The sequence below is a fragment of the Pseudomonas sp. A125 genome (assembly GCF_055409485.1).
In genome coordinates this window covers 154,388-177,432 of record NZ_JBUZVP010000011.1, presented here as the reverse complement: position 1 = coordinate 177,432, position 23,045 = coordinate 154,388, and the positions used below count along the sequence as shown (strand labels likewise).

General features: G+C 54.0%; 25 protein-coding genes. 21 read left to right on the top strand and 4 right to left on the bottom strand.

Translation table 11 applies throughout. The annotated features are described in order from the left end of the window. Positions 1-164: 164 nt before the first annotated feature. Entirely contained in the window at positions 165-1,322 is a 1,158-nt protein-coding gene (locus ACZRN6_RS17095) for a replication protein (RefSeq protein ID WP_078465936.1), read from the bottom strand. Between the two features lie 219 nt (positions 1,323-1,541). On the opposite strand from ACZRN6_RS17095, the gene ACZRN6_RS17090 reads away from it, so the two are divergent. The 8 genes from ACZRN6_RS17090 to ACZRN6_RS17055 all read left to right on the top strand — a co-directional run bounded on the left by ACZRN6_RS17090 (position 1,542) and on the right by ACZRN6_RS17055 (position 7,488). Further along, positions 1,542-1,832, top strand: a complete 291-nt coding sequence (locus ACZRN6_RS17090) for a hypothetical protein (RefSeq protein ID WP_078465935.1) — start codon at positions 1,542-1,544, stop codon at positions 1,830-1,832. Next, positions 1,820-2,209, top strand: coding sequence for a hypothetical protein (locus tag ACZRN6_RS17085; RefSeq protein WP_078465934.1), 390 nt, complete (start codon positions 1,820-1,822; stop codon positions 2,207-2,209). The genes ACZRN6_RS17090 and ACZRN6_RS17085 overlap by 13 nt, the downstream gene beginning before the upstream one ends. A 76-nt stretch (positions 2,210-2,285) precedes the next feature. Further along, on the top strand, positions 2,286-3,041 hold the full coding sequence (locus ACZRN6_RS17080; RefSeq protein ID WP_011923192.1) for a hypothetical protein: 756 nt from the start codon (positions 2,286-2,288) through the stop codon (positions 3,039-3,041). A 250-nt stretch (positions 3,042-3,291) separates the two neighbouring features. Continuing rightward, positions 3,292-3,660, top strand: coding sequence for a hypothetical protein (locus ACZRN6_RS17075; protein WP_078465933.1), 369 nt, complete (start codon positions 3,292-3,294; stop codon positions 3,658-3,660). Between the two features lie 182 nt (positions 3,661-3,842). Beyond that, the gene (locus tag ACZRN6_RS17070) at positions 3,843-5,006 is read left to right on the top strand and encodes a phosphoadenosine phosphosulfate reductase domain-containing protein (protein WP_078465932.1); all 1,164 of its coding nucleotides are present in this window, start codon (positions 3,843-3,845) and stop codon (positions 5,004-5,006) included. An 11-nt stretch (positions 5,007-5,017) separates the two neighbouring features. Beyond that, positions 5,018-5,542 (top strand): hypothetical protein, encoded by a 525-nt coding sequence (locus ACZRN6_RS17065; protein ID WP_284184492.1) that lies wholly within the window; start codon positions 5,018-5,020, stop codon positions 5,540-5,542. Positions 5,543-6,088: 546 nt separating this feature from the next. Then, positions 6,089-6,403 (top strand): hypothetical protein, encoded by a 315-nt coding sequence (locus ACZRN6_RS17060; RefSeq protein ID WP_011923197.1) that lies wholly within the window; start codon positions 6,089-6,091, stop codon positions 6,401-6,403. Further along, positions 6,400-7,488 carry a COG3904 family protein gene (locus ACZRN6_RS17055; RefSeq protein ID WP_078465931.1) on the top strand — a complete coding sequence of 363 codons (1,089 nt, stop codon included), beginning with the start codon at positions 6,400-6,402 and terminating at the stop codon, positions 7,486-7,488. The genes ACZRN6_RS17060 and ACZRN6_RS17055 overlap by 4 nt, the downstream gene beginning before the upstream one ends. Before the next feature lie 80 nt (positions 7,489-7,568). On the opposite strand, the gene ACZRN6_RS17050 is transcribed toward ACZRN6_RS17055, so the two are convergent. Continuing rightward, positions 7,569-8,024, bottom strand: coding sequence for a type 2 periplasmic-binding domain-containing protein (locus ACZRN6_RS17050; RefSeq protein ID WP_284184493.1), 456 nt, complete (start codon positions 8,022-8,024; stop codon positions 7,569-7,571). 870 nt (positions 8,025-8,894) lie between these two features. Between ACZRN6_RS17050 and ACZRN6_RS17045 the strand changes: the two genes are divergently transcribed. The 11 genes from ACZRN6_RS17045 to ACZRN6_RS16995 all read left to right on the top strand — a co-directional run bounded on the left by ACZRN6_RS17045 (position 8,895) and on the right by ACZRN6_RS16995 (position 18,543). Continuing rightward, positions 8,895-9,200, top strand: coding sequence for a hypothetical protein (locus tag ACZRN6_RS17045; protein ID WP_169904109.1), 306 nt, complete (start codon positions 8,895-8,897; stop codon positions 9,198-9,200). Between the two features lie 67 nt (positions 9,201-9,267). Further along, positions 9,268-9,600, top strand: a complete 333-nt coding sequence (locus ACZRN6_RS17040) for a hypothetical protein (protein WP_078465926.1) — start codon at positions 9,268-9,270, stop codon at positions 9,598-9,600. Positions 9,601-9,663: 63 nt separating this feature from the next. Continuing rightward, positions 9,664-10,272: a hypothetical protein gene (locus ACZRN6_RS17035; protein WP_169904110.1), complete on the top strand. Its 609-nt coding sequence runs from the start codon at positions 9,664-9,666 to the stop codon at positions 10,270-10,272. Between the two features lie 12 nt (positions 10,273-10,284). Further along, positions 10,285-11,109 carry a hypothetical protein gene (locus ACZRN6_RS17030; protein ID WP_169904111.1) on the top strand — a complete coding sequence of 275 codons (825 nt, stop codon included), beginning with the start codon at positions 10,285-10,287 and terminating at the stop codon, positions 11,107-11,109. Between the two features lie 381 nt (positions 11,110-11,490). After that, positions 11,491-12,141: a hypothetical protein gene (locus ACZRN6_RS17025; protein ID WP_169904112.1), complete on the top strand. Its 651-nt coding sequence runs from the start codon at positions 11,491-11,493 to the stop codon at positions 12,139-12,141. Positions 12,142-12,193: 52 nt separating this feature from the next. Further along, positions 12,194-12,568: a hypothetical protein gene (locus tag ACZRN6_RS17020; protein WP_169904113.1), complete on the top strand. Its 375-nt coding sequence runs from the start codon at positions 12,194-12,196 to the stop codon at positions 12,566-12,568. A gap of 60 nt (positions 12,569-12,628) precedes the next feature. Beyond that, a complete protein-coding gene (locus ACZRN6_RS17015) occupies positions 12,629-13,507 on the top strand; it encodes a hypothetical protein (RefSeq protein WP_169904114.1) in 879 nt (292 codons plus the stop codon). Between the two features lie 109 nt (positions 13,508-13,616). Then, positions 13,617-15,110: a UvrD-helicase domain-containing protein gene (locus ACZRN6_RS17010; RefSeq protein ID WP_169904115.1), complete on the top strand. Its 1,494-nt coding sequence runs from the start codon at positions 13,617-13,619 to the stop codon at positions 15,108-15,110. Positions 15,111-15,591: 481 nt separating this feature from the next. Next, positions 15,592-16,089, top strand: coding sequence for a hypothetical protein (locus ACZRN6_RS17005; protein WP_228759026.1), 498 nt, complete (start codon positions 15,592-15,594; stop codon positions 16,087-16,089). A 59-nt stretch (positions 16,090-16,148) separates the two neighbouring features. Beyond that, positions 16,149-17,750 (top strand): DUF4942 domain-containing protein, encoded by a 1,602-nt coding sequence (locus ACZRN6_RS17000; RefSeq protein WP_169904117.1) that lies wholly within the window; start codon positions 16,149-16,151, stop codon positions 17,748-17,750. A gap of 130 nt (positions 17,751-17,880) precedes the next feature. Next, on the top strand, positions 17,881-18,543 hold the full coding sequence (locus tag ACZRN6_RS16995) for a YiaD family glycine zipper/OmpA-like lipoprotein (protein ID WP_078465920.1): 663 nt from the start codon (positions 17,881-17,883) through the stop codon (positions 18,541-18,543). Between the two features lie 3 nt (positions 18,544-18,546). On the opposite strand, the gene ACZRN6_RS16990 is transcribed toward ACZRN6_RS16995, so the two are convergent. Beyond that, entirely contained in the window at positions 18,547-19,239 is a 693-nt protein-coding gene (locus ACZRN6_RS16990; RefSeq protein WP_464008388.1) for a YcbK family protein, read from the bottom strand. 170 nt (positions 19,240-19,409) lie between these two features. On the opposite strand from ACZRN6_RS16990, the gene ACZRN6_RS16985 reads away from it, so the two are divergent. Continuing rightward, the gene (locus ACZRN6_RS16985; protein ID WP_169904118.1) at positions 19,410-20,057 is read left to right on the top strand and encodes a hypothetical protein; all 648 of its coding nucleotides are present in this window, start codon (positions 19,410-19,412) and stop codon (positions 20,055-20,057) included. Positions 20,058-20,138: 81 nt separating this feature from the next. Further along, on the top strand, positions 20,139-21,512 hold the full coding sequence (locus tag ACZRN6_RS16980; protein WP_169904119.1) for a hypothetical protein: 1,374 nt from the start codon (positions 20,139-20,141) through the stop codon (positions 21,510-21,512). Positions 21,513-21,574: 62 nt separating this feature from the next. Here ACZRN6_RS16980 and ACZRN6_RS16975 read toward each other — a convergent pair whose 3' ends face one another. Further along, entirely contained in the window at positions 21,575-22,048 is a 474-nt protein-coding gene (locus ACZRN6_RS16975; protein WP_078465917.1) for a hypothetical protein, read from the bottom strand. Positions 22,049-23,045: the final 997 nt, after the last annotated feature.

Sequence of the window (23,045 nt, the reverse complement as noted above, 5' to 3'; positions counted from 1 at the left end):
AGGGTTGTAGGTTTGTGGGGCCCTATCTCATCGAGACTTGGCCACATCACTGTAGGTTGTAGGTTTGGTGCGCTCTAGATGGCAACACAATGTTGTAGGTTCAGTGGGCCTGACCTAGTCCGACCCTGCATTCGTTCACGATGTTGTAGGTTTGGTGGGCCCGATCAGTCGAACACTTGGTCGGATCCGTCCTCAGGGAATGAGCCCTCTGCGCCAATGTTCTGCGGAGCCTCAGCGGAACCTTCAATGACATTTTTCCCCTTAACCGCTTCTTTAGCCTCAGCGATGCCTATCTTGCCCTTGATATCGCTAGCCTTCTTGTTGGCCTTCATCATGTGTTTGATGAAATTGTCGTGGGGTAGGATTTCAAATTGAATATCCTTGGTGACCCTCTTGTCATGATCGTCTTTGATCATCACTTCGTTCCACCCAGGCAGGATCACATTCTGTTCGGCGAGGCTTTTCAGCGCTGTGCGCATGGCCCGCATGTTGTCCTTCATACGCTCTGAGAGACCACGAGGGCTCTGCTCTAGGAAGCTGACCAACTTTGGCTGGTAAGGATGGTTCAGCGATGCCTGGGTCCAGTAATGGGAGATGCGCTTGTAAATGTAGCGAGCAAGGTCGGACTTCAGCCCCATCGAAATGCTGTAGTCATACATCCTGAACGCCTGCGTTTTTACCCCCAAGGTCACCAGCGGGTGAAAAGTAGCAAAGCACCTTGCCGACCCATCGCTCAGATAGTCTTCGCGTGTTGTGATAGCGAGTTTTGGCAGCAGGTTGCCCCGGTAACTGTTCCGCCCCTTACCCGAGCCTGTTGAGCACTCGAGTAGTGATGAACTCATGACATCAAGAGCCTCTTGTACTTCCTGGGCGCTGTAAGAGTGCTTCGTTCTGGCCAGCTCTTTCCTAAGCTGGCTGATGGTGAAGTAAACTCCTACCTCTTTATCGTCTGGCGACTCGAAGGAATTACCGTTCACCGCAATCTTCCGCAGTGCTTCCTCGACGATCTCCTCTCTTGACCCAGGATAGAGCATGACGCTGACCGTCTCGCCGTTATCGTTCGTCCGCTCAACAACGGCCGGCTTGATCTTGATCGTGTACACCGCCCCGCGAGATTTTAACTGCCGGGTGATAACGCTGTTTTCTCTAAGGTCGAGTTCAGTATTCGCCCAAACGTATTTCGGTAAGGCGTCATAAAGCTCGATCGTATTGCTGTAGTCAGATTCCGAGGAGTCTAGAAGCTCAAAAAGGGCGAGCTGGGGTGTTTTGTCTGTAGCTTTGCTCCCAGTCTTCGCAATACCCTTTTTTCCGGTGCTAGCCATCAATTGCTCCTCAGCATTCTGCAAAATACGATTTGCCCAGATTCGTTGAGTAGAACCTCGGTTTACGAGTTGAATTTTTCCATTCTACCCGGTGCAGCTCTTGCCCGCACTCAAGGCCTGGCCGATCGCCTGAATGACCTTAACCCCCCCTGTATTCAGCTTCTGCCACACATTCTCTGCCTCCACCATGGCTTCCCAATTTTTAGGCAGGATTGATCCATGATTCAGGTCCGCATGAAACCCCAGTCGAATATCGAATCCTCAGGCTGGTTTTCGCGCCTCAAGCAGCTCGACAAGGGCTACACCTCGACCTCTCGGGCAGAGGCTTTCGGTACCATCGTCCACTTGGTGAAGGTAGGGAATGCTTGCCTCAAGCTCAAGCAAGGTAGTAGCCGATCCCTGCGATCAGAAGTCAACGAAGACAGTTCAGAAGTGAAAGCGATGCTTCAAGATCTCACGTCAGTAGGTGCCCTTTTCCCTATTACCGAGGCGAAGTCATGGTCCCTTTGATTTGCATACTTGCGGCCGCCGGTTTTGGAACCGTTGCTGAAGGATTGCTTCCATCTGCTGAGCTCAACGTTCCGCCCCTCAGCATAGGCAAAGTGTTTGACTATTTCCCCTACTGGCTCGGTGGTGTGCTCGCGAGCTGTTTCTCCCAAGTTAGTCCAAAGGCTGCAGTGATTTTTGTGATCATTCATTCCCTGGTCGTGGTCATGACTGCCGGCATTCTCCGGTTCGCCTCCACGTCGTCAAAGACACAAGCCCAACTTGCAGGATTTTCCCCTGCCCTGCTGGTCTGTGGTGGTCGAATACTGATGGTAAAGTTGACCTTCATCCTGATGATTGTCTTCACCCTAGCTCTGTCGGGCATCCATCTGGCGCTTTGAAAAGCGATACATCAATTCGGGTAGTGGCACGACACCGTCTGCTTGATTATGTGCTCATCGGATTGAGGAGACGTGGATGAGCACCAATTTATACAACGGCCGTATTCTGAGGAATGCAACTCTCAGCGATGCGCTGGCCAGGCTTAAGGATTTGCGCCCCGAGGCAGTGACAAGGGCACAAGCTGCAGTGGCACAGCTCATAGCTGCAAAGCGGTACTACTGGGCTGACATGGACCAGAACTTCATCCCCATTCCACGTAAGGAGTACGGCAGCTTCTACTGGAGAGTCCTTGACATCCTCAAGCAGCAGCGCATCAAGGTCGAGGGTGAAGGGATACGCAGCGTGGACTGGGACTTTACATTCCAAGTAATTCTAATCCCCCACCATGAGCATGTACTTGCGCTCTATTACCTTGAAAACAACCCAGGGTTCACGCAGATGCTCACCCAAGCGGGGTTTGCGGACTTTCACTATCAGAACGCTACTGACGGCCCCGATGACATACCGTTCTCTGAGTGGGAAGCCCGGTGTATTGCCTGGGACGAGGCTATGCCTTCCGGGGTGCCGGCTCATGCTGGGTTGAAGTACCAGGTCGTCACATGGACTGACATTGGCCTGACTCTACAGAATCGTGACTTGATCCTCAGCACTAGGCCTGAAGACGACGCGCGCCGTATTCGGGTTGCCTACAACCTCATTGATCCAATGCCTCAAACTCCAGAGAGTAGGGACATGGGCATTTTCCAGCTAGCAAAGCAGGGGGAAGCGATTGCGCAGGCCAGAGCACCGCACGTGTTTCTGGCAACCGACGAAACCGTGAATGGCCAATAAAGGCTGATCCGATCTCAAACAATTTTCCCGTACATCTCCCATTTTGGCCAGGAACTGCCGGCACTACGAAAAAGTCTGAGTGGCGAGGCATCACTTCAATTTTGTGAAACCCTTCACAGAACCGACGAACGGTCTTAATAACTCGGTACTTCTGCCGAAAAGGGAGTCAGAGCCAGTTAAGGCCAACTGTTGTGCCCAAGGGCGCACGTGAAATGGATGAGGTCTTAGGACCTGTAGAAGGAAATACAACATGTCGCACTCGATTCTCGTTGCTGGACGCAAAGGTGAGATGGTAGAGGTAGAGCAGATTGATCTGTTCAAGCACCGTATTAACGAAACGGATTTCAACATATCAGTCCATGCGGAGCCGAGATCGGTCTGCTCTCAGGGTGATCGGCCATTGGTTGTGAGCCTGTATGAGACTGGCTGTAGAATCGCTAGCCTGTCGGCTTGCAACGCTTCAGTGGTGCTGGGCGGTGGAACAGGTTCAATCGACAAGCACCAGATACGTGTCTGCGCGCTTATCACTGTCGAGAACCTGATTGCGGAGATTGGAGGCATGCGCCTTTCATCACTGCTGGATAACTCGCTTTCAGAACAAAATCATTACAACCAGTAGCCGACCCTAGCTGATTCGCAGGATCGTTGGTGCTCGGCCTCAATGATCCTGCCCCTTATCCTACCTGTATTCATTCTCTACCTGGACAACCGACCTTGCGCTGAAACATCAGCCTAAAGGCTTCTGCCACTCTCTGGCCGACCTCACCATGGATCATCGAATCCAAGCCAGGAATCCACACCATGCTCGCCCTTCCCCCAGTAGCCACTACACCTGAAATCGACATTCTCCTGAAGCAGAAGACGGTTGTAGCCGTCGGCGTCAGCGGAGGAAAAGATAGCGTAGCGTGCCTGATTGCGGTCCATCGCTACTTGGACAGCATTGGGTTCGAAGGGCCGAGGTGCGCCGTGCATGCGGACTTGGGCTCGGTTGAATGGGAACAGAGCTTGTTCAAGTGCCAGGAGGTTGCCGACAAGCTTGGCTGGAAGCTTGAGGTTGTTAAACGTGCCGCCGGTGGAATGATGGAGCGATGGCTGAAGCGCTGGGAAAATAACGTTGAGCGTTACATTGATCTGAGTTGTGTCCAACTGATCCTGCCGTGGTCAACGCCCTCGATGCGGTTCTGCACATCCGAGCTCAAGAGCGCCGTAATACGCAGCCACCTTAAGCGCACTTACCCTGATTTTAATATTCTCAATGCCACTGGGGTTCGCCGCCAGGAATCGCCCAATCGAGCCAAAATGCCCATTGCCAAGCATGAACCTGTGGCCGCGCGCCGCGGCTTTGATGCTTATCAGTGGAACCCGATCATTGAGTGGGATGTGGGGGCTGTATGGGGCGCAATCGCCAGCGTGGGACTTGAGCCACATGAGGCATATACACGGTTCAACATGACAAGGGTAAGTTGCCGGTGGTGCATTATGTCGAGTGCTGGCGACGCTTATAACGCCACTTTGGATGAGGCCGGACATCCCCTATACCGGCAGATGGTTGATCTGGAGATTGATTCCACTTTCGCCTTCCAGAGCAACAAATGGCTCGGAGATGTAAACCCTTCCCTTCTGTCCTCAGAAACCTTGGGCCGCCTGGCTATGGCGAAGCAGGTATCCTTACGCCGCAAGGCATTAGAAGCCGCAATCCCTAAACATCTGCTCTACACCAAAGGCTGGCCAACCTGCATCCCAACATTTGAGGAGGCTACATTGCTGGCAGAAATTCGCAGCGAGGTAGCGGCGGGCGTGGGGCTTACCATCAAATGCTCCACACCCGAGAGCATCATTCAACGCTACGAGGAACTGATGGAACAGATGAGACTGAAGGGCGGGGTTGCTGCTGAAGAGGGTGAGAGCGCTATCCAGTTGATCCCGGCTCTACAGATCCAACCTCAACAGCTGTCCTTTTTATGAGATCGAGTGTGATGAATACTCAATGCGCCCTTCCTCGCGCGCTGCGCCGCATGCGAATAGACGCAGCCAGCATTGAGAGGCTGGAGATACCAGAGGCTGCCCTAGAATGCGCTGCATCCTGGGATATTGAGGTTGTCGCGTTGGATGACCTTCCCCTTCCTAGGACTGATCTTGCCGACTGGCTTGGCTGTGTCCAGGCCCACCCACACACCGATCCATCTTGGGGTGAGTCGATCTTCCTCACCCTGGCTGTTCAAGCTAACCACCTATTTGAAGTTATGGTGGCTCCTGGGCTCGTTACATCGATGACGGTCCGCCCGGGCGATGTGTTTGCGTTTTCGCCACTCAAGCATCACTGGCTGCGTCCGCAGGGTGATGACGGCTTTCTGTGCGTTCAGTGGACGATACCTAAATCGGACTTCGTGAAGACCTATCGGGAGATTAGGAAGGGGCTGGCTGCCATTGGGGTTCGGTCGACCAAGGTTCCAGCGATCCAGAGCGCTTGGAAAGCCAGCATTGGAGAGGAAACGCAGTGATCCTTTACTTGTTTGCGAACCGAGCCGAGCCTTGGAAAGCGCGGCGAGTGTTGCTGTGTTGTCCTCTGATGACTCTCACGAACCCCGACACCCAACGGAGAGTATCAGTGACCTTCCAGGCATCTTGAGTACGGCTACCAGTTGGTTGGTATGTTCTGAGCTCTGGCCCGATCGGCAGGAGAGTGACGCGGCTACCGTCGAGATTCATCTCGCAGTCCATGCTGATCACTCATTTTCAGCGATCGATGATCACAATGGCAGCATGCGAGAGATCGGCATCTTCCGAGGCACACTCTTCAGTGAGCGCCCCGGGCCGCTGACATGGCTGCGGCCGCACTCGGCCTGTAGCGTTGATTACGTGGGGCTGCGGTGGGTTGTCCCACGTGAAAGCTTGGAGGAAGAGGTCCAGCGCATTGTCCTAGGTGTCAGTGAGCTTGCAGGTAAACCGGGCATGTTGGTGCCTACCGACTAATTTTGGTACACAGGTTTTGGCACACGCAATCCTGCCTCACCATGCAATCATTGTGTATTGATGAGGCAAGCATTATGACCATGACACGCGTAACAACCCCCGCGCTCCACGTTCAGCATTACATCGAAATACCGTTCACATGGGCTGCTGACCGCATTGCTGATGAAGGCTTTCACTCTGATGTTTGGTCACGCATCGAGGCAGAGGCAGATCGACTCTGTGCTGCCTTGGGTCTGGAGCTGGACCCCGCTGGGGCTATTAGCGAAGAAGGCATTCGGCTCAAGGGAACCGACCTTGGGGTTGTACTGGCCGCGGGCTCGGAACTCGCTGAGTTTCTGTCAGCCCAATCAGGTCTCGTTTTCCTTAAGCAGGTCGAGGAGCGCTCGTGATTCGCCCGTTGCTTGCGGTTGCTTCCTTGCTTCTCTGCTGCTCTGTAGCAGCCGCGCCAGTGGCCCATGATCACGTTGATAAGCGGTTAATCCCAGCACAGATCAATTTCGTTCCCCCTAAGACCCCGCAGGACATACCTGAGGTCTACATCGATGGCTACATCCACCGGCCTACGGTCGAAGCATTTCGCAAGAACGGCTTCCTGAAAGACCGGCAGGTTGGATTTGTGTATTTCAATTCTCATGGTGGGGATTTGGTTGCGGCTATGGAGCTTGGCCAACTGATCCGGGAGCGCGGCTATTCAACGCGCATTGGAGTCTGGAATGGCCCTCATACCAACCCCAGTGCGGGTTACTGTGAGAGTGCCTGCCCATTTGCTTTCGCCGGCGGCGTGTTTCGGTTGATGGACGGTGAATCCAAGATGGGTGTCCACCAGTTCTTCAAGGCCAGCGGCGTAGCTGGGGATACGGACATAGCCACGGGCCAGATCACCTCTACCCTGCTTGCTAACCACCTCAGCAACCTTGGAATCGATCTTCGCTTGCTTGAGGTTGCCTCTAAAGCCGGTCCGGCAGACATGAATTATCTTACTCCGCTCGAAGCCTATGAGTTGGATCTGGTGAATGCAGGATCGCTAACAGCAACCTGGACCATTCGCGGTGAGCACGGGCTTGTGTACTTGATGGGTGAGCAGACAAAGATCACCGGTACCGGCAGGATCGGGATTTCGTGCAACTCTCAGGGTGGAGTATCGATGGGGGCCTTTTACAAGGCGTGGTACGACACAAGCGTGCTTGGGCTGATGGATAAGCTGTCGTTGATCGTTGACAACAAGCGGTTCTCAGTCCGTAACGGAAAGGTCGGTCCCAGTTTGAAGAATGGATTTTCTTACATCACCTTCGATCCCACCCCAGAGCAGCTGGCAGCATTCAGAGGAGGTCGAACGGTCGGTTTTTCGTATGAGAAAGATGCTACGGATTTGAAAGCTCAGTTCACTATCGACGTCAACGATTCACGCGAGATGATCGATAGCTTTGCTCAGTTCTGTTCTGGTGCGCGGCCCAGCTTTGCCGAGAAGATCTGACGGAGAAGACGCAAAAGCATTCCCCATGCGGAATCTAAAGTGAACGTCAGCCGGTTGCGTGGACCGGTTGACGCTTCCATTCAGCCTTTCTTGGCTGCCTTCCACTTCTGGAATTCTTCCCATTCTGCGCGTTGATCGGCCTCGCGCTTCAGATTTGCATCGAATTGCTTGATTTGATCAGCATTCAGCGCCATACGAACCTTGCCTTCTGAATCGGATCGTGCCGTCTGGATAGCCCCTTTCATAGCAGCCTTATCAGCCTCAGAGAGCTTGTCCAGATAGTCGCGATTTATCTTGCTGACAGCCAGGTGCTCATCGCGGTCGGCCTCACGAACTGCTTTGCGCTGATCCCTATTCAGATCAATGCCCAGGAGACCTGGACCGCCAGCAAAGTCACGGACTGGACCTTGGGGGCCAGCTTCGAAGTGGCCGTGCGAACCCTTAGGGCAGCAGTCAGAACCGTGCTTGTCGCCTGCCATTACCAGAGTGGGGGTCGCCGCTGCAACGAGCAGCAGAGCGATGATTTTCTTGCGCATGGTGAACTCCATAACCATTCCGGCAAGTATTACCGGAATCGAATTTGCACAATGCCACGTCGATAATGGTCTGCAACCCAAAACCTGGAAGCCAAAATGGTTCTGGGCTATGACATAGCCATGCCATGCCGCGGGCATCAGTCACAACTCAAAAATCGACCTTTCGACTAATATCTTGTCTTAGCTAATAAGGGGCGATCAGCCCGAATGACTATGGAGAGATCACGATGGGTACCACGTATTTCTGGCTGAGAAGCCCGGCCGGACTTGCCATCATTGCCTTCGCATTGATTTTGCCAACCCTGGCCATAGCGACTTGGCTTGGGAATACTTCTGATTTTCTGGCTCTACTGGTGGGAATTGGGATCGCTGCAATACGGCAGCTAGCATGGATGCGCTGGGGTGATGGATCAGATTAGCTTGTGAATCCCGCGCGCGAAGGTGTTGACTCCTTTCGGGCACGTTAAGGTGTAGATATCTGGCCACCAGTTTCAGTTGGCCGCCCTTAACTCTGCCCGGATATAGCCCGCCCTGGAGGTGTACCGAATGTTCGACATGACCCTCAAAACGCCCTTCCAAATGATCACCGCCCTGTGCACTTGCGGCATGACACCCTGCGGGTTCCATTTAGCTCCGTCAGAGGTTGCCCTTTGAGGATCCTGACTCTCAACCTGATCGGCACCTACTTCCATCAGATCACGGCGGGCACCAAAACCTTTGAATTCCGACTGCGGACTCCCTACTGGCGAACTCGACTGGAAGGGCGCACTTACGACATGGTTCGGGTCTGCTGGGGATACCCCAAAAAGGGGGATGCAGAGCGAGAGATATTAATCCCATGGCTGGGGTTTGAAGAGCAGACAATTGAGCATGAACACTTTGGTGATCTGCCAGTTGATGTCTTCGCAATCCGTGTGCGCGCAGAGGGGTCTGGCACGCCTAGAACGCATTGATAATGGGCTCACTCAACAAGGGAACATCATCATGCGCAGCTTCATCTATAGCCTCGGCGCCGTTGTTATTCTGTTAGTGGCCATGGGTATGCAATATCTCTCGCTTACCTATGGCGCAGTGGTTGAAGGCTTCATCCGTGACAGCTTCGGCTGGATCTCGATAGTGCTGGCGTTTATCTCTGGTGGCACCCTCACCGCCTTGGCTGCTGGTGAAAAACCCTAGCCTGTTTTGGATATGTGACGGTCGTACAGGGATGTAGCCTGTGCGGCATAGCAAATCAGGAGGTTGCATGAGCCAGCACTACGTTAAGGTCTACCACGCTCAAAGCAGCTGCTTAGTTCGCGTCCAACTGGGCTGGGACCGGCCTCTCCAAGGCTTTTACATGGTTGTCGAGAAGGATGGCGAGGAAGGTTTGGATGAGTTCGATGAAGGTATCGTTTACAGCAACCTTGACGACGTCGGGCATCCATCAGACCTTGCCCACTTCAAAGCGATTGCTTCGAAGCTCTCCATCCAAATACCCGATGTCATGTGGCGAGCTGCTTATCTTGACTCACAGCACAACACCATAGACAACCGAGTCTTCTACAACCTGGACGGCGACCTAGTGTCGCCGTTCTGACTCTACTTATGATTTTCACGATCGTCACACCAATCAATGATTGGGTTGAATGGGTTGAAGGAAATGGAACAGTTCATCTTGCAAGACTCCCGCGGGCTGATCGGTAGCCGGATAAGCTGGTGGCGCGAGGGTGGCTCATATACCACTGACCTCAATCAAGCTGAGGTTTTCACACGTGACGATGCGATGAGTCAGCACGCATCACGTTGGAGCGATATCCCTTGGCCGCTGGGCTTTGTCAGACCACGACACGAGATGGCAGTGGACTTCCAGTACGTCACTATCCATTGGGTCCCAAGGGGCGGAACTGAACTTTGCTATGTCGCGGCCAGGTTCCACTTTGACGGGAACGACATCTTCTGGCTTAGCGGTGATGCTCTGACCACTGATCTGACGAAAGCCTCCGTCTTTACCTTGGATGAAGCTTTTTCCCATTTTGGTAGCGAAGCCTCCGCATTCACTCGGCAGATCTGGCCTAAGGCTTACGTCGATGCAACTGCACGCCCTGTTGCCTCGGCGGTGACCATGTCGGTTGATGAAGCTCTTGCTGGAACTGGCATCACGCTACAGCGCCCCCTTCCCCAGCGCCGAATGACGCCCAAGTGTGGAGGCTGTGGCCAATTTGTCACTGCTGATCAAGCTCCGAGCGGCATCTGCCGCCACTGCCGTTGAGGAACATCCGAGATGGAAATCCCGAATGAAGAGCGCGTACTGGCTCGGTACCGCGAATTAGTGTCAGCACAGGGGTGCTTGGAAAATCACATCCTTGCCAAGTCCTCTCTGTACCAACGGCTATTAAAAGGTTTGCAGCCATTGGCTATTCGCCCCCCGCTAAACCATAGCTATCCCTGGTACAGCGTTGTCGAGTCTGACACGCCAGTCCCCCTGCCTTTCGGACCAACTGATTGGACACCTGAGTGGGATACACGCCATGGCGTTGCGATCTGTCAGGATGTTTGGGACCGGCTTCCTGGTGGTAATGACACTGATTTCTCCGTGACATTCCCGGGCTGGGACGCGCTTGGTTTTGTTTGGCGCATTTGGCAGGCCGATGAGGGTGCTGAGACCACTACGGCGCATCTTGTATGCTGGCACCGAGAAGACATCACCAAGCTCACAACTCCAGATCTGGTCGAAGCTGAGTGCCGTTGGCGTGCGGAGCGAGATGCTAGCTGGTTATCTCGAGCCGGTCAGATGAGCAACGAGGATTTGAAGGCCGCTTTCATCGCCTCAGGCCAGGCTGGAAAGGCAGGCTGTCGCTTCACATCGATCGTTGCCGATCAGCAAGTTGCACATCTCAGATTCTTGTCCAATGAACGGCAAGCCAAAGGTGAATCGGTCGAATTCACGGCTGAAGAGATCGAAGCCCGGGTAGCTGCGGACATGCTGAGCCTGCTTGGTGATACATGGTTGGTCAAAGACGGGCAGCTATTTCATCGTGGCTGGCAGATCCAGCGGATTACGCCTGCTGTGCTAGGTCCTGAACACTACCTGGCGGGTGCGAGCTGACGAGGATTCGGTGATCCTGGGCTGTTCGAAATAATCCTCTCTGCCTGCTCGTGGCACGCTCGGCCTTGGGGGAACATGGCATCAATACAGCCAACCGGACTTTCCCCCGTGATCAATGTTCAAAATACCTCAGCCCCTGCCACCACTCTGCCCAATTGCCCAATTGCCCGGTCAGCCCGCTCGACCGCGTGACCTTCACACCAAACGAAATCTCCGAACTCGCACCGGTGATCAGCGGGACTGTGTTCCAGGCTCTCGATACCAACCTCGGCAACTGGCGCGTTCGCATTGTGCGTGAAGGTGGACTTTTCCCACACGGGGTGTCTGCCAATGTCTACTCAAACCTCGGGACGTTCAAAGTCCACGGCGCATTGAATCCCGATGCTCAACCTGCTATTGCTTGAGGCTAGCCCGATGAAGACAACTAACGAAGCCCAGTCTACCGGCCTGGCTTTCATGCTTGCCGCCGCCGCCGGCATTGCAAAGTCCATTGGCGATCGACAAAAAAGCGCTGCGCTTAACGAATTCCTGATGTCCGCGATCCGTCTCAAAATGGGTTTTAACCCTGATGACGCCAACCGTCTCAATGCGCTCAGTATGTGTACCTGCGTGGGAGTCTTTCGCCCCTTCGACGAACATTTCTATGCCCAGTCCTGCATCTCTGGTGGCACCTTCGCTCGCATGTGGGAGAAGGTTCAAGGCTTAAAACCGTTCAAGGCTGTGCTGGCGGGCCAGCATGGTGAAATCCAGAGCAACATCCGTGTGGCCACCGGCGTAGCTGTGCTGCTCGATGGTAAAGATGATGACGAGATGTTGCCCCGCTCCGATGACCTGCAGGTTTGGTGGGTTACCTCGGTGGATTGGAACAGCGACTGTATCAACCTGAGTCGTTATCGCATGCGCCCTGACGCACGTTATCCCTTCAGTCGTAATGACGCTCCAGCACGTCGCCTGAAGCTTTCTCGCGGCGACTGGGAGGCTCATATGGCTGACGTAGCCATTGCAAAGGATGCATCCTCACAAGCTGCCTAGGCTTCTGGCACAACCCGGGGCCGCTGATCATTGTGTTTTCTTAGGAGAACTTATGATCGACCAACGACGAAATCAGCTGATGCTGCGCAGCCCGAAAGCCATGATGGAGTTTGCCATCAATGGGAGACTGCCCCAGGTGTACACACCGGCCAGCCCACTAATCACTCTTATTGAGTCTGTTCCTGTCAGACTTCGGAGCCGAATCACTTGCGTGAATATTGGTCCCGACCTTGGATACCAAGGCATTCATCGTTTTCAATCCCTTGCACAGGCTCTGAACTGGCTGAAGCCGAGCTACACCTCGGCTTCATACCCGAGCGAGGGTTGGCGCATGAAGCGTTTCACTAAACAACTTTCAATTGACGATCTGGCTGCCTTCTGCAAAATCCCTGGGAGTCTTCTACCGGCCTTGAAAAACCTGAGGTAGAGGCTTCTGCCACGCGATTCCCCGGCCGAGTATGGTCTCCACAACTTCGGAGACCATCGAATGCATACTCACCAACTACCCATTGCTAAAGCGCCCGCTTATACCGCCCCGCGTTGGTTGCAACCCTACCGGGACGGTACCCGCATCGGACGGTCACAAGCCCTGCAGGCCTATGGTGAGATGTACTGCACTGATGGTTCTGCTGACACTGATGGCGCGATCGAAGAGCTGATTGGTAGCTCCAGAACCCCAATGATCCCATATGCCAGCCGAACTGGCACAAAGCGCAATCTTGACGCTATGCGAGCAAATGGATGGGGGCTTTTGGTGTCTGCAAAAGGTGTCCTGCGCACTGAAGGCTTTCCGTACATGCTGGACAACGGTGCTTGGACTGCCTTCACACAGGGGGAGGTATTCGACGAGCGAGCTTTTGGGAAGGCTTTTGATCTACTCGGTGAGAATGCCAAAATGGTAGTCGTGCCAGATATCGTCGCTGGCGGCCTGAAGTCCCTTGAGTTCTCACTCAAGTGGCTCAACCGAATCCAAGGGATTCCAGGCGTGGCGCTGTTGGCAGTTCAAGACGGGATGGTTCCCGATGACGTACGTGACCTTCTAAATCCTGGAGTTGGTATCTTTGTTGGGGGGTCGACAGGGTGGAAGCTGAAAACTGCACATAGCTGGGGCCTCTTGGCGCGTCGTCGGCGATGCCACCTCCATATTGGCAGGGTGAATAGCGCTAAGCGCATTCTGCTTTGCTCAGCGGCCGCTGGTGCTCACTCTGTGGATGGGACTTCGGTGAGCGTCTATGAGAAGACCTGCGCTCCACTCACCGCCGCGGTGAACTACGGCGAAGCACAAGCTGACTTCCTATCACCGAACGGACTCGCTTTCGATGTGGCCCCTTTCGACTGTGCATGGCCAACAGATCTAGCTCGGTAGGTGGTGGCACACTTTTTGTGCCTCCATTATGGCGGGCATAGAGAGCAGTCGTCGGATAGGCTGGTCCACTTCGGCATGGCTGACACAATTTTCAGAAGGACGACAGGCCATGCGCCAGTGGACTGAAGAGCAGTACCCAATCATCACCACACTAGCTCGGTTGGTTAAAGTCAATGCGTTCGCTGGCACCGGCAAAACGACGACTTTGATTGGTTACGCTGAGAACCACCCAGACGAGAAGATCCTCTACATCGCTTACAACACCGAGGTGGCCGCTGAAGCTCGGCGCCGTTTTCCTCGCAACGTGACTTCTATGACGTCCCACGGCCTTGCTTACGGCCCCCTGGGCAGCCAGTACAACCACAAGCGCTGCAACAATATTCGGCTCACTGACGTGGCCAAGGCGATGAATACGTCTGATTGGTCGATGGCTAAGGATGTTGTTGGGATGCTCAATTCGTTTATGAGTAGCCCTGACACTGAAATTGCGCATCATCACTTGGTGAGATTCCGAGGGATCTCACTCAACAGCCGTCAAGTCCAGCACGCCCAACTCGTTATCAGGCATGCCAATGTTTACTGGAGCCGGATGTGCAACCTTCAGGATCTTGAAGCTCAGATGCCGCACGACGGGTATTTGAAGGCATGGCTACTCACTAACCCTGACATGAGCCGTCGATACAAGACCATTTTGCTTGATGAGGCGCAGGACACCACGAAGCTGCTAACTCAATTCGTGAGGCAGCAGTATCTGAATGGCTGCAAAGTCATTTTTGTTGGCGATCGCCACCAGCAACTCTACCGGTTCCGCGGTGCGGAGAATGCCCTAGATGAGCCGTGGCTCGAGGATGCCGAGGTTCACACACTTTCAAAAAGCTTCCGCTTTGGCTGGGGAGCGAGTCATGTCGCCAATACAATCCTGGCCCTCAAGGGCGAAAGAACGCTACTGCAGGGTTTCGGGCAGCAGACCCAGATCAAGTCGAAGTTACCGGATGGGCTTGAGCACCGCACCTACCTTTATCGGACAGTGGCTGGTGTTATCGACCGGGCGCTAATGTGCCTGCCCGCCCCGCAGGAGCCTGACAACGGGGAGCGTGTGTATTGGGTCGGAGGAATCAAAAAATACCAAATCCAGACCATCCTGGACATGTACTGGTTTTCGTTGAACCAGACTTCAAAGATCAAGAATTTCCAGCTCACACGTGACTATAAGAGCTTTCAGGAATACGCCGAGATTGCGGACCAAACCGAAGATCCAGAAATGGTTCGGATCATCAAAATCCTCAAGAGCTATGGTGATTCGCTTCCTGATCTGATCAAGCGCTTGGAACAGATCACTGTTGAGCAGGAAATGGCAGCGACAGTCACACTTTCAACAGGGCATGGCTCCAAAGGTCTTGAATGGCCTTACGTTCAGCTCGGTGATGACTTTACCTACGATCCTTTGGATGAGCAGGCTGCGAAAGATGATCCTGATCGCCGCAATGACGAGCTCAACCTCTACTACGTGGTCTCGACCAGAGGGATGAAGATGCTTGCTTTAAACACGATGGTCATTTCGATGATGAAGCATGCCAAGGATCGCCGCGCAGGATTGAATTGAAGTCACTGCTAATTCAGCATCCACCTGATGGTTTCACTAGCCCATTTTGGATAGCAGGTTATCGGTCGCTGGGTCATCATCGGAACCAAACCCACGAATTGGCAATGTCCTGCCCATGCCTTCTTCCCGCCTCTCCCAGCAAGCCTCATTGGTGCAGGTCATTTCATCTGCGGTTGCACTGTGTGGCTGGCAGGTCCTGTTCAGTAAATCGGGACCAGGGTGGGCGTCAGTACGCGCTAGAAGAGGCAAGGTGACAATCGCAGTTGAGGTACCTAGTGCTGGATCGAGCACCGAATCGGTATTAGCCAAGCAGAGAGAGTTACGCGGTGCCGGCATTAGAGGTATGTGGCTTTTACCTTTCCCTGCTTTCACTCCGGTGGCTGATCTACCAGCCGCCCATGTGACCTGGTCAGAAGCGAGCGGATACACTGCCTTGCTTGCCGGGTCGGGTACTCCTTCCGGCACTCGGAGTTTTAACCGATTGAGTGACTGGGCCCAGATATTACCTCTTCAAGATTTCATCACCTCGGCGCTGAATGGCGCATTGTGGTTTGGAACGCTACGTGAGGGGAAATCGGCAATTGTCCGGGTTGATGGCGGGTTCACCAAATGCACCACGTGCCGCGCATGGACCAATCTCTGCTCTGCTATCGAGATCATCTCTCCCTACCGTGAGTCGACATTTGCTCTCTACGGCCTTGAGCAGATACCTGCTCATCTACTGGGCGAGCTGCTGCCCAAGGATCTTCGGTCCTTCAAAGTGGGTGACATCCGCAAACGTTACCACCAACCGTCCAAGGCTTCAGTGGTGCTGAATAGCTGCAGCGTTTGCAGTGCAGTACAGGACAGGTTGGCTATCAACGATCTAGAGTTTCGCCAACAACCAATCACTCAGTTCCACATCAAGGTGAGCAAGCGATTGGCAGTGGCCACTGCCTTATTGCCCACTGCGAGATGGCGTGTATCTAGAGAGCCGTAAGGGTTCTGCCACTCCAATACTGCCTACATCCTGTGCCCATCAAATACAGGATTTATCACATGGCAACGCCTCTAGCGAACCCGGCCACCCCAGAGGGTCACTTGGTTGATTCTGCCGAAGGCCTTAAAGACCTTAATGAATACGATCTTATCGAGAGCTTGGTTTCCCAACACCGGTACCAAAAGGCTCTCATTGAGCGTGTCAGCGAATTGATGGCCGGGAGTGGGTACCACGAAATCTTGGGGTATTTCCTCGCCGGCGCTGATGGCGAACTGGCTTTGCGCATGCGGGCAACACCCGAGCTATTCGATGCTGTGGCCGCGGTAAAAGCACTAGATGCTGAATACTGGAATCGTGCTTTGAGCCTTACGGATGTCCGCGTTTTCATGCCATCCGCACGTCAGAAGGAGTGGGATCAACAGATCGAAAACCGAACGTGCTTGCCATTCGAGAAGCTGGCAGTTCGAGACACACTGCAATCCTTACTGGCTAGCAGATCTCGATTCCTAGCCGAGCAAGTCGATGGCGTGTTCCATGCTTTGTCACCTAACCATGTTTCGAATTCACCTGCAGGATTCGGAAAGCGCATGATCCTCGAGTACGCCCGCTGCAAGGCCACAGGCAATCCCGAGTCTGAGAAGACTCGCCTGATTGCCGACCTTCGCTATGTGATCGCCATGTTGATGGGCCGGGACCGTACAGTTGGCTCGAACCCAAGAGCGATGAGCTATGGGTGCAATAACCCTGGCAAGTGGATCCTTCTTGACGGCGGGGCTCTGCGGGTTCGCTTTCACCTTAGCGGGACAGTGCATGTCGAAATTCACCCTGAAATGGTTTGGCAGCTCAACCAAATCCTGGCCTCGATTTACCCCAACGCCATCCCTGACAGGTTTCGTCGCCCGACCAAAAAGCGGGCTGTTCACAAAGACTGGCCCCTGATGGAAGTCCCATTGAGCTTCGGTGCTCTTGCAATCGTTTCCAAACTGAAGCGCCAAAGCATCAAGCCTACTGGCGTCTGGACCCTTGACGTTTCACGTTTTGAAATGAAGTTCATGCCTGAAGCAGAAATGATCATCCAGGCCATCGGCGGCGCGAAAGTTGACTACCAGGAGTATGCCTTTCCCTACCCGGAGGTGAATGAGGTAGTCGACCTTGTTGTTTCCCTTGGGCGTCTGCCGGAGCAAAAGACACACCAGTTCTATGGTACGGGTGAAACCTTGGCAAAGGAGGTAGTAGCAATTGCAGATATCCGGCCTGGCGAGACGGTATGCGAGCCTAGCGCTGGCCAGGCTGGAATCGCTCAATATCTGCCCGCAAGCCGGACCACTTGCGTCGAGGTCTCCGAGGTTAACTGTGGAATCCTCCGTAAATTTGATTTCAACCTGGTCGTCCAAGCTGACTTCCTTACCTGGGCTTTGAACGCTTCATCTTTTGATGTCGTCGCTATGAACCCACCCTATTCAAGTGGGCGGGCCATTGCTCACCTTGAGTCAGCCTCATTGATCGCACGTCGGCGCATCGTTGCGATTCTCCCAGCCAGCCTGCGGGGTAAGGACATCTTGCCAGGCTGGGAGCACCAATGGTCGAAGGTCTATGAGGGAGAGTTCAAGGGTACAGGCGCTTCGGTGGCTATCCTTCGAGCGGATAGGGTCTCAACTTGAGCATTCAGAATCGTGCGCCAATCCTGACTGTTCTGGTAGTTAGGCACACTCTGCCTTTTTGTTTTTATCTAGGGGTTCTGGCACACCCTATCTGCAATGAACATGGGTCCACTTACTAAGGAGTTAACCCATGCAAAACGTTATCAAAGCTGCCGCCCTTGCCCTGTGCTTCGCCATCGTTACCGGCTGCTCAGTGAACCCTCAGACAGGCGAACGGGAATTCAACCGCACCGCGATTGGTACAACCATAGGCGGGGTGGCCGGTGGCATCCTGGGTGCAGCAGTAGGGGGCGAACGTGGTGCTTTGGTGGGCATTGCAGCTGGCGCAGCGCTCGGTGGCGGTACGGGCTACTGGATGGATAAGCGATCGGCGAAGCTGAAAGAAGAGCTTCGCCAGAAGGGTATGGATGCAACGACCAGTCTCGACCCAGTCACTGGCCGTCAAATGATGACCATTGAAGCCCCAGCAGACATTGCCTTCGCCACTGCATCCGCCGACCTACAGCCAGCAGCGTTCCAAGGCCTTAGTGCAATTGCCACTGCGTTGAAAGACCAGAAAGATCTGCGGTTGGAGATCACTGGCCACACAGATGGTACGGGCAGCCGTCAGTTCAATAATGTCCTGAGCTATGCCCGCGCTCAAGCAGTAGCCCAGTATCTCTATGCCGCTGGTGTACCCGCTCAAGTTATTGCAGTGCGAGGCGTCGGCCCTTCCATGCCGGTGGCTACCGATGCTACTGCTCAAGGCCGCGCACAAAACCGCCGGGTAGAGATCCAGATCAAGCAAGGCTGAAAATCAGGCGTAAACGATCCGGCCTTGTTCAAGTGTATCTGACGAGGCCAGCACGCTTTCAAGATCCAACGCTGAATAACCCGCAAGCCAGCTTTCTTCGTAGGGCGAATAGTATGCCTGCCTCCACGTTCTGACAGATCCAACATCTAGGTGAACAAAGTTTTTCGAGATGTAGGTCCCCACTCCGCCAACACCAATCACCTTGATCAGGTTGGCCAGAGCTTCAGTTCCCACACCCGGAATTCTGATATCAGCTGCTTTTGCTTTCACATGCATCGAATTGAGGGCGGCGCCCTCTAGGGACGAGTTGAACTCAGGCGTTCGATATCCGCTGGTCACTATGATCTTCGCAGGCAGCTGCTTGACCCTGAGGTAAGCAGTTGCGATCCATAACAGATCAAGGAGCTTGGCATCGATCTGCACCGTTTTCTTCGAGACAACGTCTCTCAGGATGGTGCAAGCGATGGCATAGCCGCGGGGGTCCCATCCCTGCCCTTTTCGGTAGTAGTAAAACCTGGCTTTTTCTCCTGACTGTGGCCGCTCTAGGTCCAAGAATCGGTCGTGGTCTAGGAGCACGGCACGCCAGTCGCGTTGACCTGGATTGTTTGCGAAGGCTGGTAGTGCAGCCATGGCTAGAGGCGCTGCAATCGCCGCAGTGACGATGCTACGGCGGCTCATGAGGATGTTCTGGCTCATACCAACAGGCAACATGTGGCTTATTCTGGGGCGAGTGTATGGTTTGATCCTTCACATCGCGACTCAAAACCCCCTGCCCTTTTTCAAAGCTCCCCTTGCTCTGCTTGAGCTGGGCTTCTGGCACGCGGCGGCATCCATAAGATGGCTCCACCACCTATATGGAGTTTTTCATGTCCCGCCCATATCCAGTTCTGCGCACCCTCGGCCAGCTACTTACACCTGCTGGCCCGAATCATTTCGCCTACCTGTCAGCCCACCCCGAGCAAGATCAAGCCTTGCTGGATGCCCATGCCATGGATGTAGGGACAGCTCCCGGCTTCAGATTGGTTGCCGATACCGATAGCTTCTTACTGATCGCAGACCATGATTACCAAGGTTGCTTGGACCATATTGCCAATGGGCCTTATAGCTGTTCGGCAATGGACTGGGTTGCTGAGCATGCAAGTGGTGAGCAGGTTGAGTGGTATGGCTGTGTAACCGAAGTGGCTCTTCAGGACGCAGCAGGCAGGCAGTCTCGAGTGACGCTCGGGTATTACCCCAAGGATGAAGCCGAAGCGATCGCGGCTTTGCTCGCTCCCAATGCTGAATTATTCAGCTTGAACCAAAAGTGCATTCTTATAGCTGATGCTACGGGTGATATTTACCACTATCAGCTTCGCTACCCAGGTGATTGCGACGACACCGTCCTTTTTGTTCGAGCGATTGACTGTGATACGGGATTGGAGTTTGCGAAGGCCCATCTGCGTTCAATCCACCAGGTAGGAACTGAAGTTGAAGTAACTGGGATCAACACAGGCCTGCTGGCACGAGCTGCCTAGTGAATTTTGACGCCCTGTTCCCGCTGGTGGCACAGCTAGCCACCCGTAAAATCTATCCCATCATCTAAAGAGACTGCCTAAATGAACTCCTGCGAAATCCTGCGTGCCCTTGATACCGTTGCTGCTGTAAGCGGCAAGCTCGAGAAGTCGGCGCTTCTGACAACTTATATGGTTGACCCAACATTCCAACGCGTGATGAAGCTCATGCTCAATCCACTGATCAGCTTCTACAAGCGTCCAGCTCGCTCCGAGGTGTTCGGTACCGGGGTATTCACCGATGACACTTGGCTGATGCTTGACCGCTTGGCTACCCGCCAACTCTCAGGGGACGCCGCAAATCGTGAAGTGCAATCGGCTTTGAATACCCTCACTCCAGAATCCTCGGAGCTGCTGTGGCGAGTGCTCCACCGAGATCCGAGGGCAGGTTTCTCTGAGGGCTCAATCAATAAGATTCTGCCGCTTACCATTCCCGAAGTACCGTACATGCGTTGCAGCCTGCCTTCAGATGTGGATCTGGAAAGCTGGCCATGGGCGCGAGGAATCTATCTACAAGAAAAGGCGGACGGTACCTTTTTTGCCCTCACCGTTAAAAACGGTGGCGCAACCGTCATCAGCCGTTCTGGTTTCGAGTGGCCCCTTGAGCTGTACGGTGATCTGGGTGAGGTCTTTGCCAGCTGGCCTGACGGCCAGTACCACGGCGAAATGCTCGTGGAAAAAGATGGGGCAATCCTGCCGCGTGAGATTGGCAATGGCATGCTTACGTCAGTCAACAAGGGCACCCCGTTCCAAGCTGGTTGCGTGCCTGTGCCGTACCTCTGGGACGTTGTGCCGTTGGAGTCCCTGACCCGACGAGGTAGCTGTCTGACGCCATACTCAGAGCGCTTCTCGCAAGTCGGTAAAGTGGTCGAGGATCTGGGCGGCGGTAAGGTGAGGCTGATTCACACACAGGTCGTTTACTCGCTGGACGAGGCCTATGCCGCCTCTGGTGTGTATATCCGTAATGGCAAAGAAGGCGCGGTCATCAAGCACCCTGACGGCCCTTGGCGCGACACCGGTTCCAGTGGTTCGCCGTTCAGCGTCAAGATCAAAATGGAAGCACCAGCTGAGCTGCGGGTGAAGGGGTTGAGTAAAGGGAAGGGTAAAAATGCGAAGACGTTCGGCGCACTTGAGTGCGTGAGTGAGTGCGGAATGCTGGAGGTCAACATTTCAGGCTTTTCGGACGAATTGCGACTTGAGATTTTCAACAATCCTGAGCGCTACATTGACTCGATCATCAAGGTGACATTCAACGACGTCACCAAGCCCAACAAGAAAACAAACCTCTACAGCCTGTTTCTGCCACGATTCGGCGAGCTTCGACCTGATCGGACCACAGCCGACACCGTGGAGCGCATCATCCAGCAGCTGGAAGACGCCAAGGCAACTATTGGAATGATTGAGTCAGTGGCGGCGTGAAGAAGGCTCCCGCTGTATACCAGCGGGGCTTAGCTGAATGTGTTCGCGAAGGGATACCGCACTTAGAGGGGATGTTTGGTATTCCGCCATTCCATATAGGCTTTGTTGTGTTTTTTCTGGATTTTCGAGGCATAACCAAACCCTCCCAAGGCAGTGATGCTAAGCAGCAGAAGCCACCAATCTGCGCTGGTGAAACCGCCATCCTTCAGTGGGAGCCCCAGATAACAGAGGGCTCCTATTGAGCCTATCCCAATCAAAAAAGCGATGAGTTGGGGGACGTGAGGAAGCTTCGGAGATCCACGCATTGGATCTACTGAGGCTGGTTGAGTTGATAGCCACTTCGCGTGGGCCCTATCGTGCTTAATGCCGATCACAGCCCCAAAGCCAAAGACTCCGAGTCCCAGTAGAGTCAGAAGATTCTGAGCCCCAACAGGCATGGGCACCAATCCCGCCAAAGCGAAAGCTACGATGGCAACCAGCCAAGCGATCGATTGCTTTGTCTTTGGCGGCTTTGGTTCGGCACTGAATGTATCCATGATAGCTCCTTGAGAAATTGTGCTGCAGCTGAGCTAGCGTAACCCCATTGGCGCCTTATCCCAACCCAAGCAATGGTCGCCAAAATGCCGTGTATCCCTGTCAAACTTCATATCAATATCTTCATGCCCCAGGTGCGACAACGAATGCCATTCCACCGCTACACTGAATTTTGGGGTGGTTTTTTGACTTGTGGCCCTGAGCGAGCGGTGCTAAAAAGATCACGTTCTATGCCCAATCCTTGATTGCGCACCCTACCTATCTCGACGTTAATCCGTCAGGTTTGCAGGGACTCATTGGACTGTCAGTTATTTCTGCCATTCCTTTGCGTAGATACTGCTAGATCAATCTAAATTCGTAGCAAGGTTTCGACCTTCCTACGCATCCAGATCGCATCGACTTTTGTTGGTGATGATCGCATTGCCCTTCTTTGAAGGTGCTTCCCCCAGACGGTAGAGATCACATCCTGCCGTCAGGCTTGGTGTTTTCATTTCCTTCAGGTATGAGCGCCTAGCTTGGAGCTTTGCTCATTGCATTGCTTTTGGGTAAATCCTCGGTAACGAGAAATCCATTGCGCAGAACACAGCTCACCAGCTGTGCGGACCCCAACGGCTTGCCGTTGAGTTCCTCCTTGACCCGTCGCAATGTCTGATCTGATCGGCTTCCGCCTAATGCTCTTTTTGTGGCTGGCTACGCGATACAGATCACCCTTTCCGCAAAAGCGGATCCTTCCGGTAAGGCCTGACATCCCCAGGTTTTGGCCAGGTAATGTTGGTTCCCACCTTCCGAACCTGGCCTTAGAGCACCGGGTATATGTAATGTGCCCACCGTTCTACTGGCGAGAGAAACCCTATGAAAACTCATGAGTTGGGGTGCTCCACAGCTATTGCTTAATCAGGCCGCTGCGCGCCGTAACAAGCTGCGCGCCCTAGGCAAGCAGAGTCGTACCTACCACCCCACCAGGGCATTCTCATGCTCTGGCATGGATGCCCCTCCTCG

Coding starts and splice junctions, on each gene's coding strand:
- ACZRN6_RS17095 (WP_078465936.1), bottom strand. CDS start 1,322: ATGGCTAGCACCGGAAAAAAGGGTATTGCGAAGACTGGGAGCAAAGCT.
- ACZRN6_RS17090 (WP_078465935.1), top strand. CDS start 1,542: ATGATTCAGGTCCGCATGAAACCCCAGTCGAATATCGAATCCTCAGGC.
- ACZRN6_RS17085 (WP_078465934.1), top strand. CDS start 1,820: ATGGTCCCTTTGATTTGCATACTTGCGGCCGCCGGTTTTGGAACCGTT.
- ACZRN6_RS17080 (WP_011923192.1), top strand. CDS start 2,286: ATGAGCACCAATTTATACAACGGCCGTATTCTGAGGAATGCAACTCTC.
- ACZRN6_RS17075 (WP_078465933.1), top strand. CDS start 3,292: ATGTCGCACTCGATTCTCGTTGCTGGACGCAAAGGTGAGATGGTAGAG.
- ACZRN6_RS17070 (WP_078465932.1), top strand. CDS start 3,843: ATGCTCGCCCTTCCCCCAGTAGCCACTACACCTGAAATCGACATTCTC.
- ACZRN6_RS17065 (WP_284184492.1), top strand. CDS start 5,018: ATGAATACTCAATGCGCCCTTCCTCGCGCGCTGCGCCGCATGCGAATA.
- ACZRN6_RS17060 (WP_011923197.1), top strand. CDS start 6,089: ATGACCATGACACGCGTAACAACCCCCGCGCTCCACGTTCAGCATTAC.
- ACZRN6_RS17050 (WP_284184493.1), bottom strand. CDS start 8,024: ATGCGCAAGAAAATCATCGCTCTGCTGCTCGTTGCAGCGGCGACCCCC.
- ACZRN6_RS17045 (WP_169904109.1), top strand. CDS start 8,895: ATGAACACTTTGGTGATCTGCCAGTTGATGTCTTCGCAATCCGTGTGC.
- ACZRN6_RS17040 (WP_078465926.1), top strand. CDS start 9,268: ATGAGCCAGCACTACGTTAAGGTCTACCACGCTCAAAGCAGCTGCTTA.
- ACZRN6_RS17035 (WP_169904110.1), top strand. CDS start 9,664: ATGGAACAGTTCATCTTGCAAGACTCCCGCGGGCTGATCGGTAGCCGG.
- ACZRN6_RS17030 (WP_169904111.1), top strand. CDS start 10,285: ATGGAAATCCCGAATGAAGAGCGCGTACTGGCTCGGTACCGCGAATTA.
- ACZRN6_RS17025 (WP_169904112.1), top strand. CDS start 11,491: ATGCTCAACCTGCTATTGCTTGAGGCTAGCCCGATGAAGACAACTAAC.
- ACZRN6_RS17020 (WP_169904113.1), top strand. CDS start 12,194: ATGATCGACCAACGACGAAATCAGCTGATGCTGCGCAGCCCGAAAGCC.
- ACZRN6_RS17015 (WP_169904114.1), top strand. CDS start 12,629: ATGCATACTCACCAACTACCCATTGCTAAAGCGCCCGCTTATACCGCC.
- ACZRN6_RS17010 (WP_169904115.1), top strand. CDS start 13,617: ATGCGCCAGTGGACTGAAGAGCAGTACCCAATCATCACCACACTAGCT.
- ACZRN6_RS17000 (WP_169904117.1), top strand. CDS start 16,149: ATGGCAACGCCTCTAGCGAACCCGGCCACCCCAGAGGGTCACTTGGTT.
- ACZRN6_RS16995 (WP_078465920.1), top strand. CDS start 17,881: ATGCAAAACGTTATCAAAGCTGCCGCCCTTGCCCTGTGCTTCGCCATC.
- ACZRN6_RS16990 (WP_464008388.1), bottom strand. CDS start 19,239: ATGAGCCAGAACATCCTCATGAGCCGCCGTAGCATCGTCACTGCGGCG.
- ACZRN6_RS16985 (WP_169904118.1), top strand. CDS start 19,410: ATGTCCCGCCCATATCCAGTTCTGCGCACCCTCGGCCAGCTACTTACA.
- ACZRN6_RS16980 (WP_169904119.1), top strand. CDS start 20,139: ATGAACTCCTGCGAAATCCTGCGTGCCCTTGATACCGTTGCTGCTGTA.
- ACZRN6_RS16975 (WP_078465917.1), bottom strand. CDS start 22,048: ATGGATACATTCAGTGCCGAACCAAAGCCGCCAAAGACAAAGCAATCG.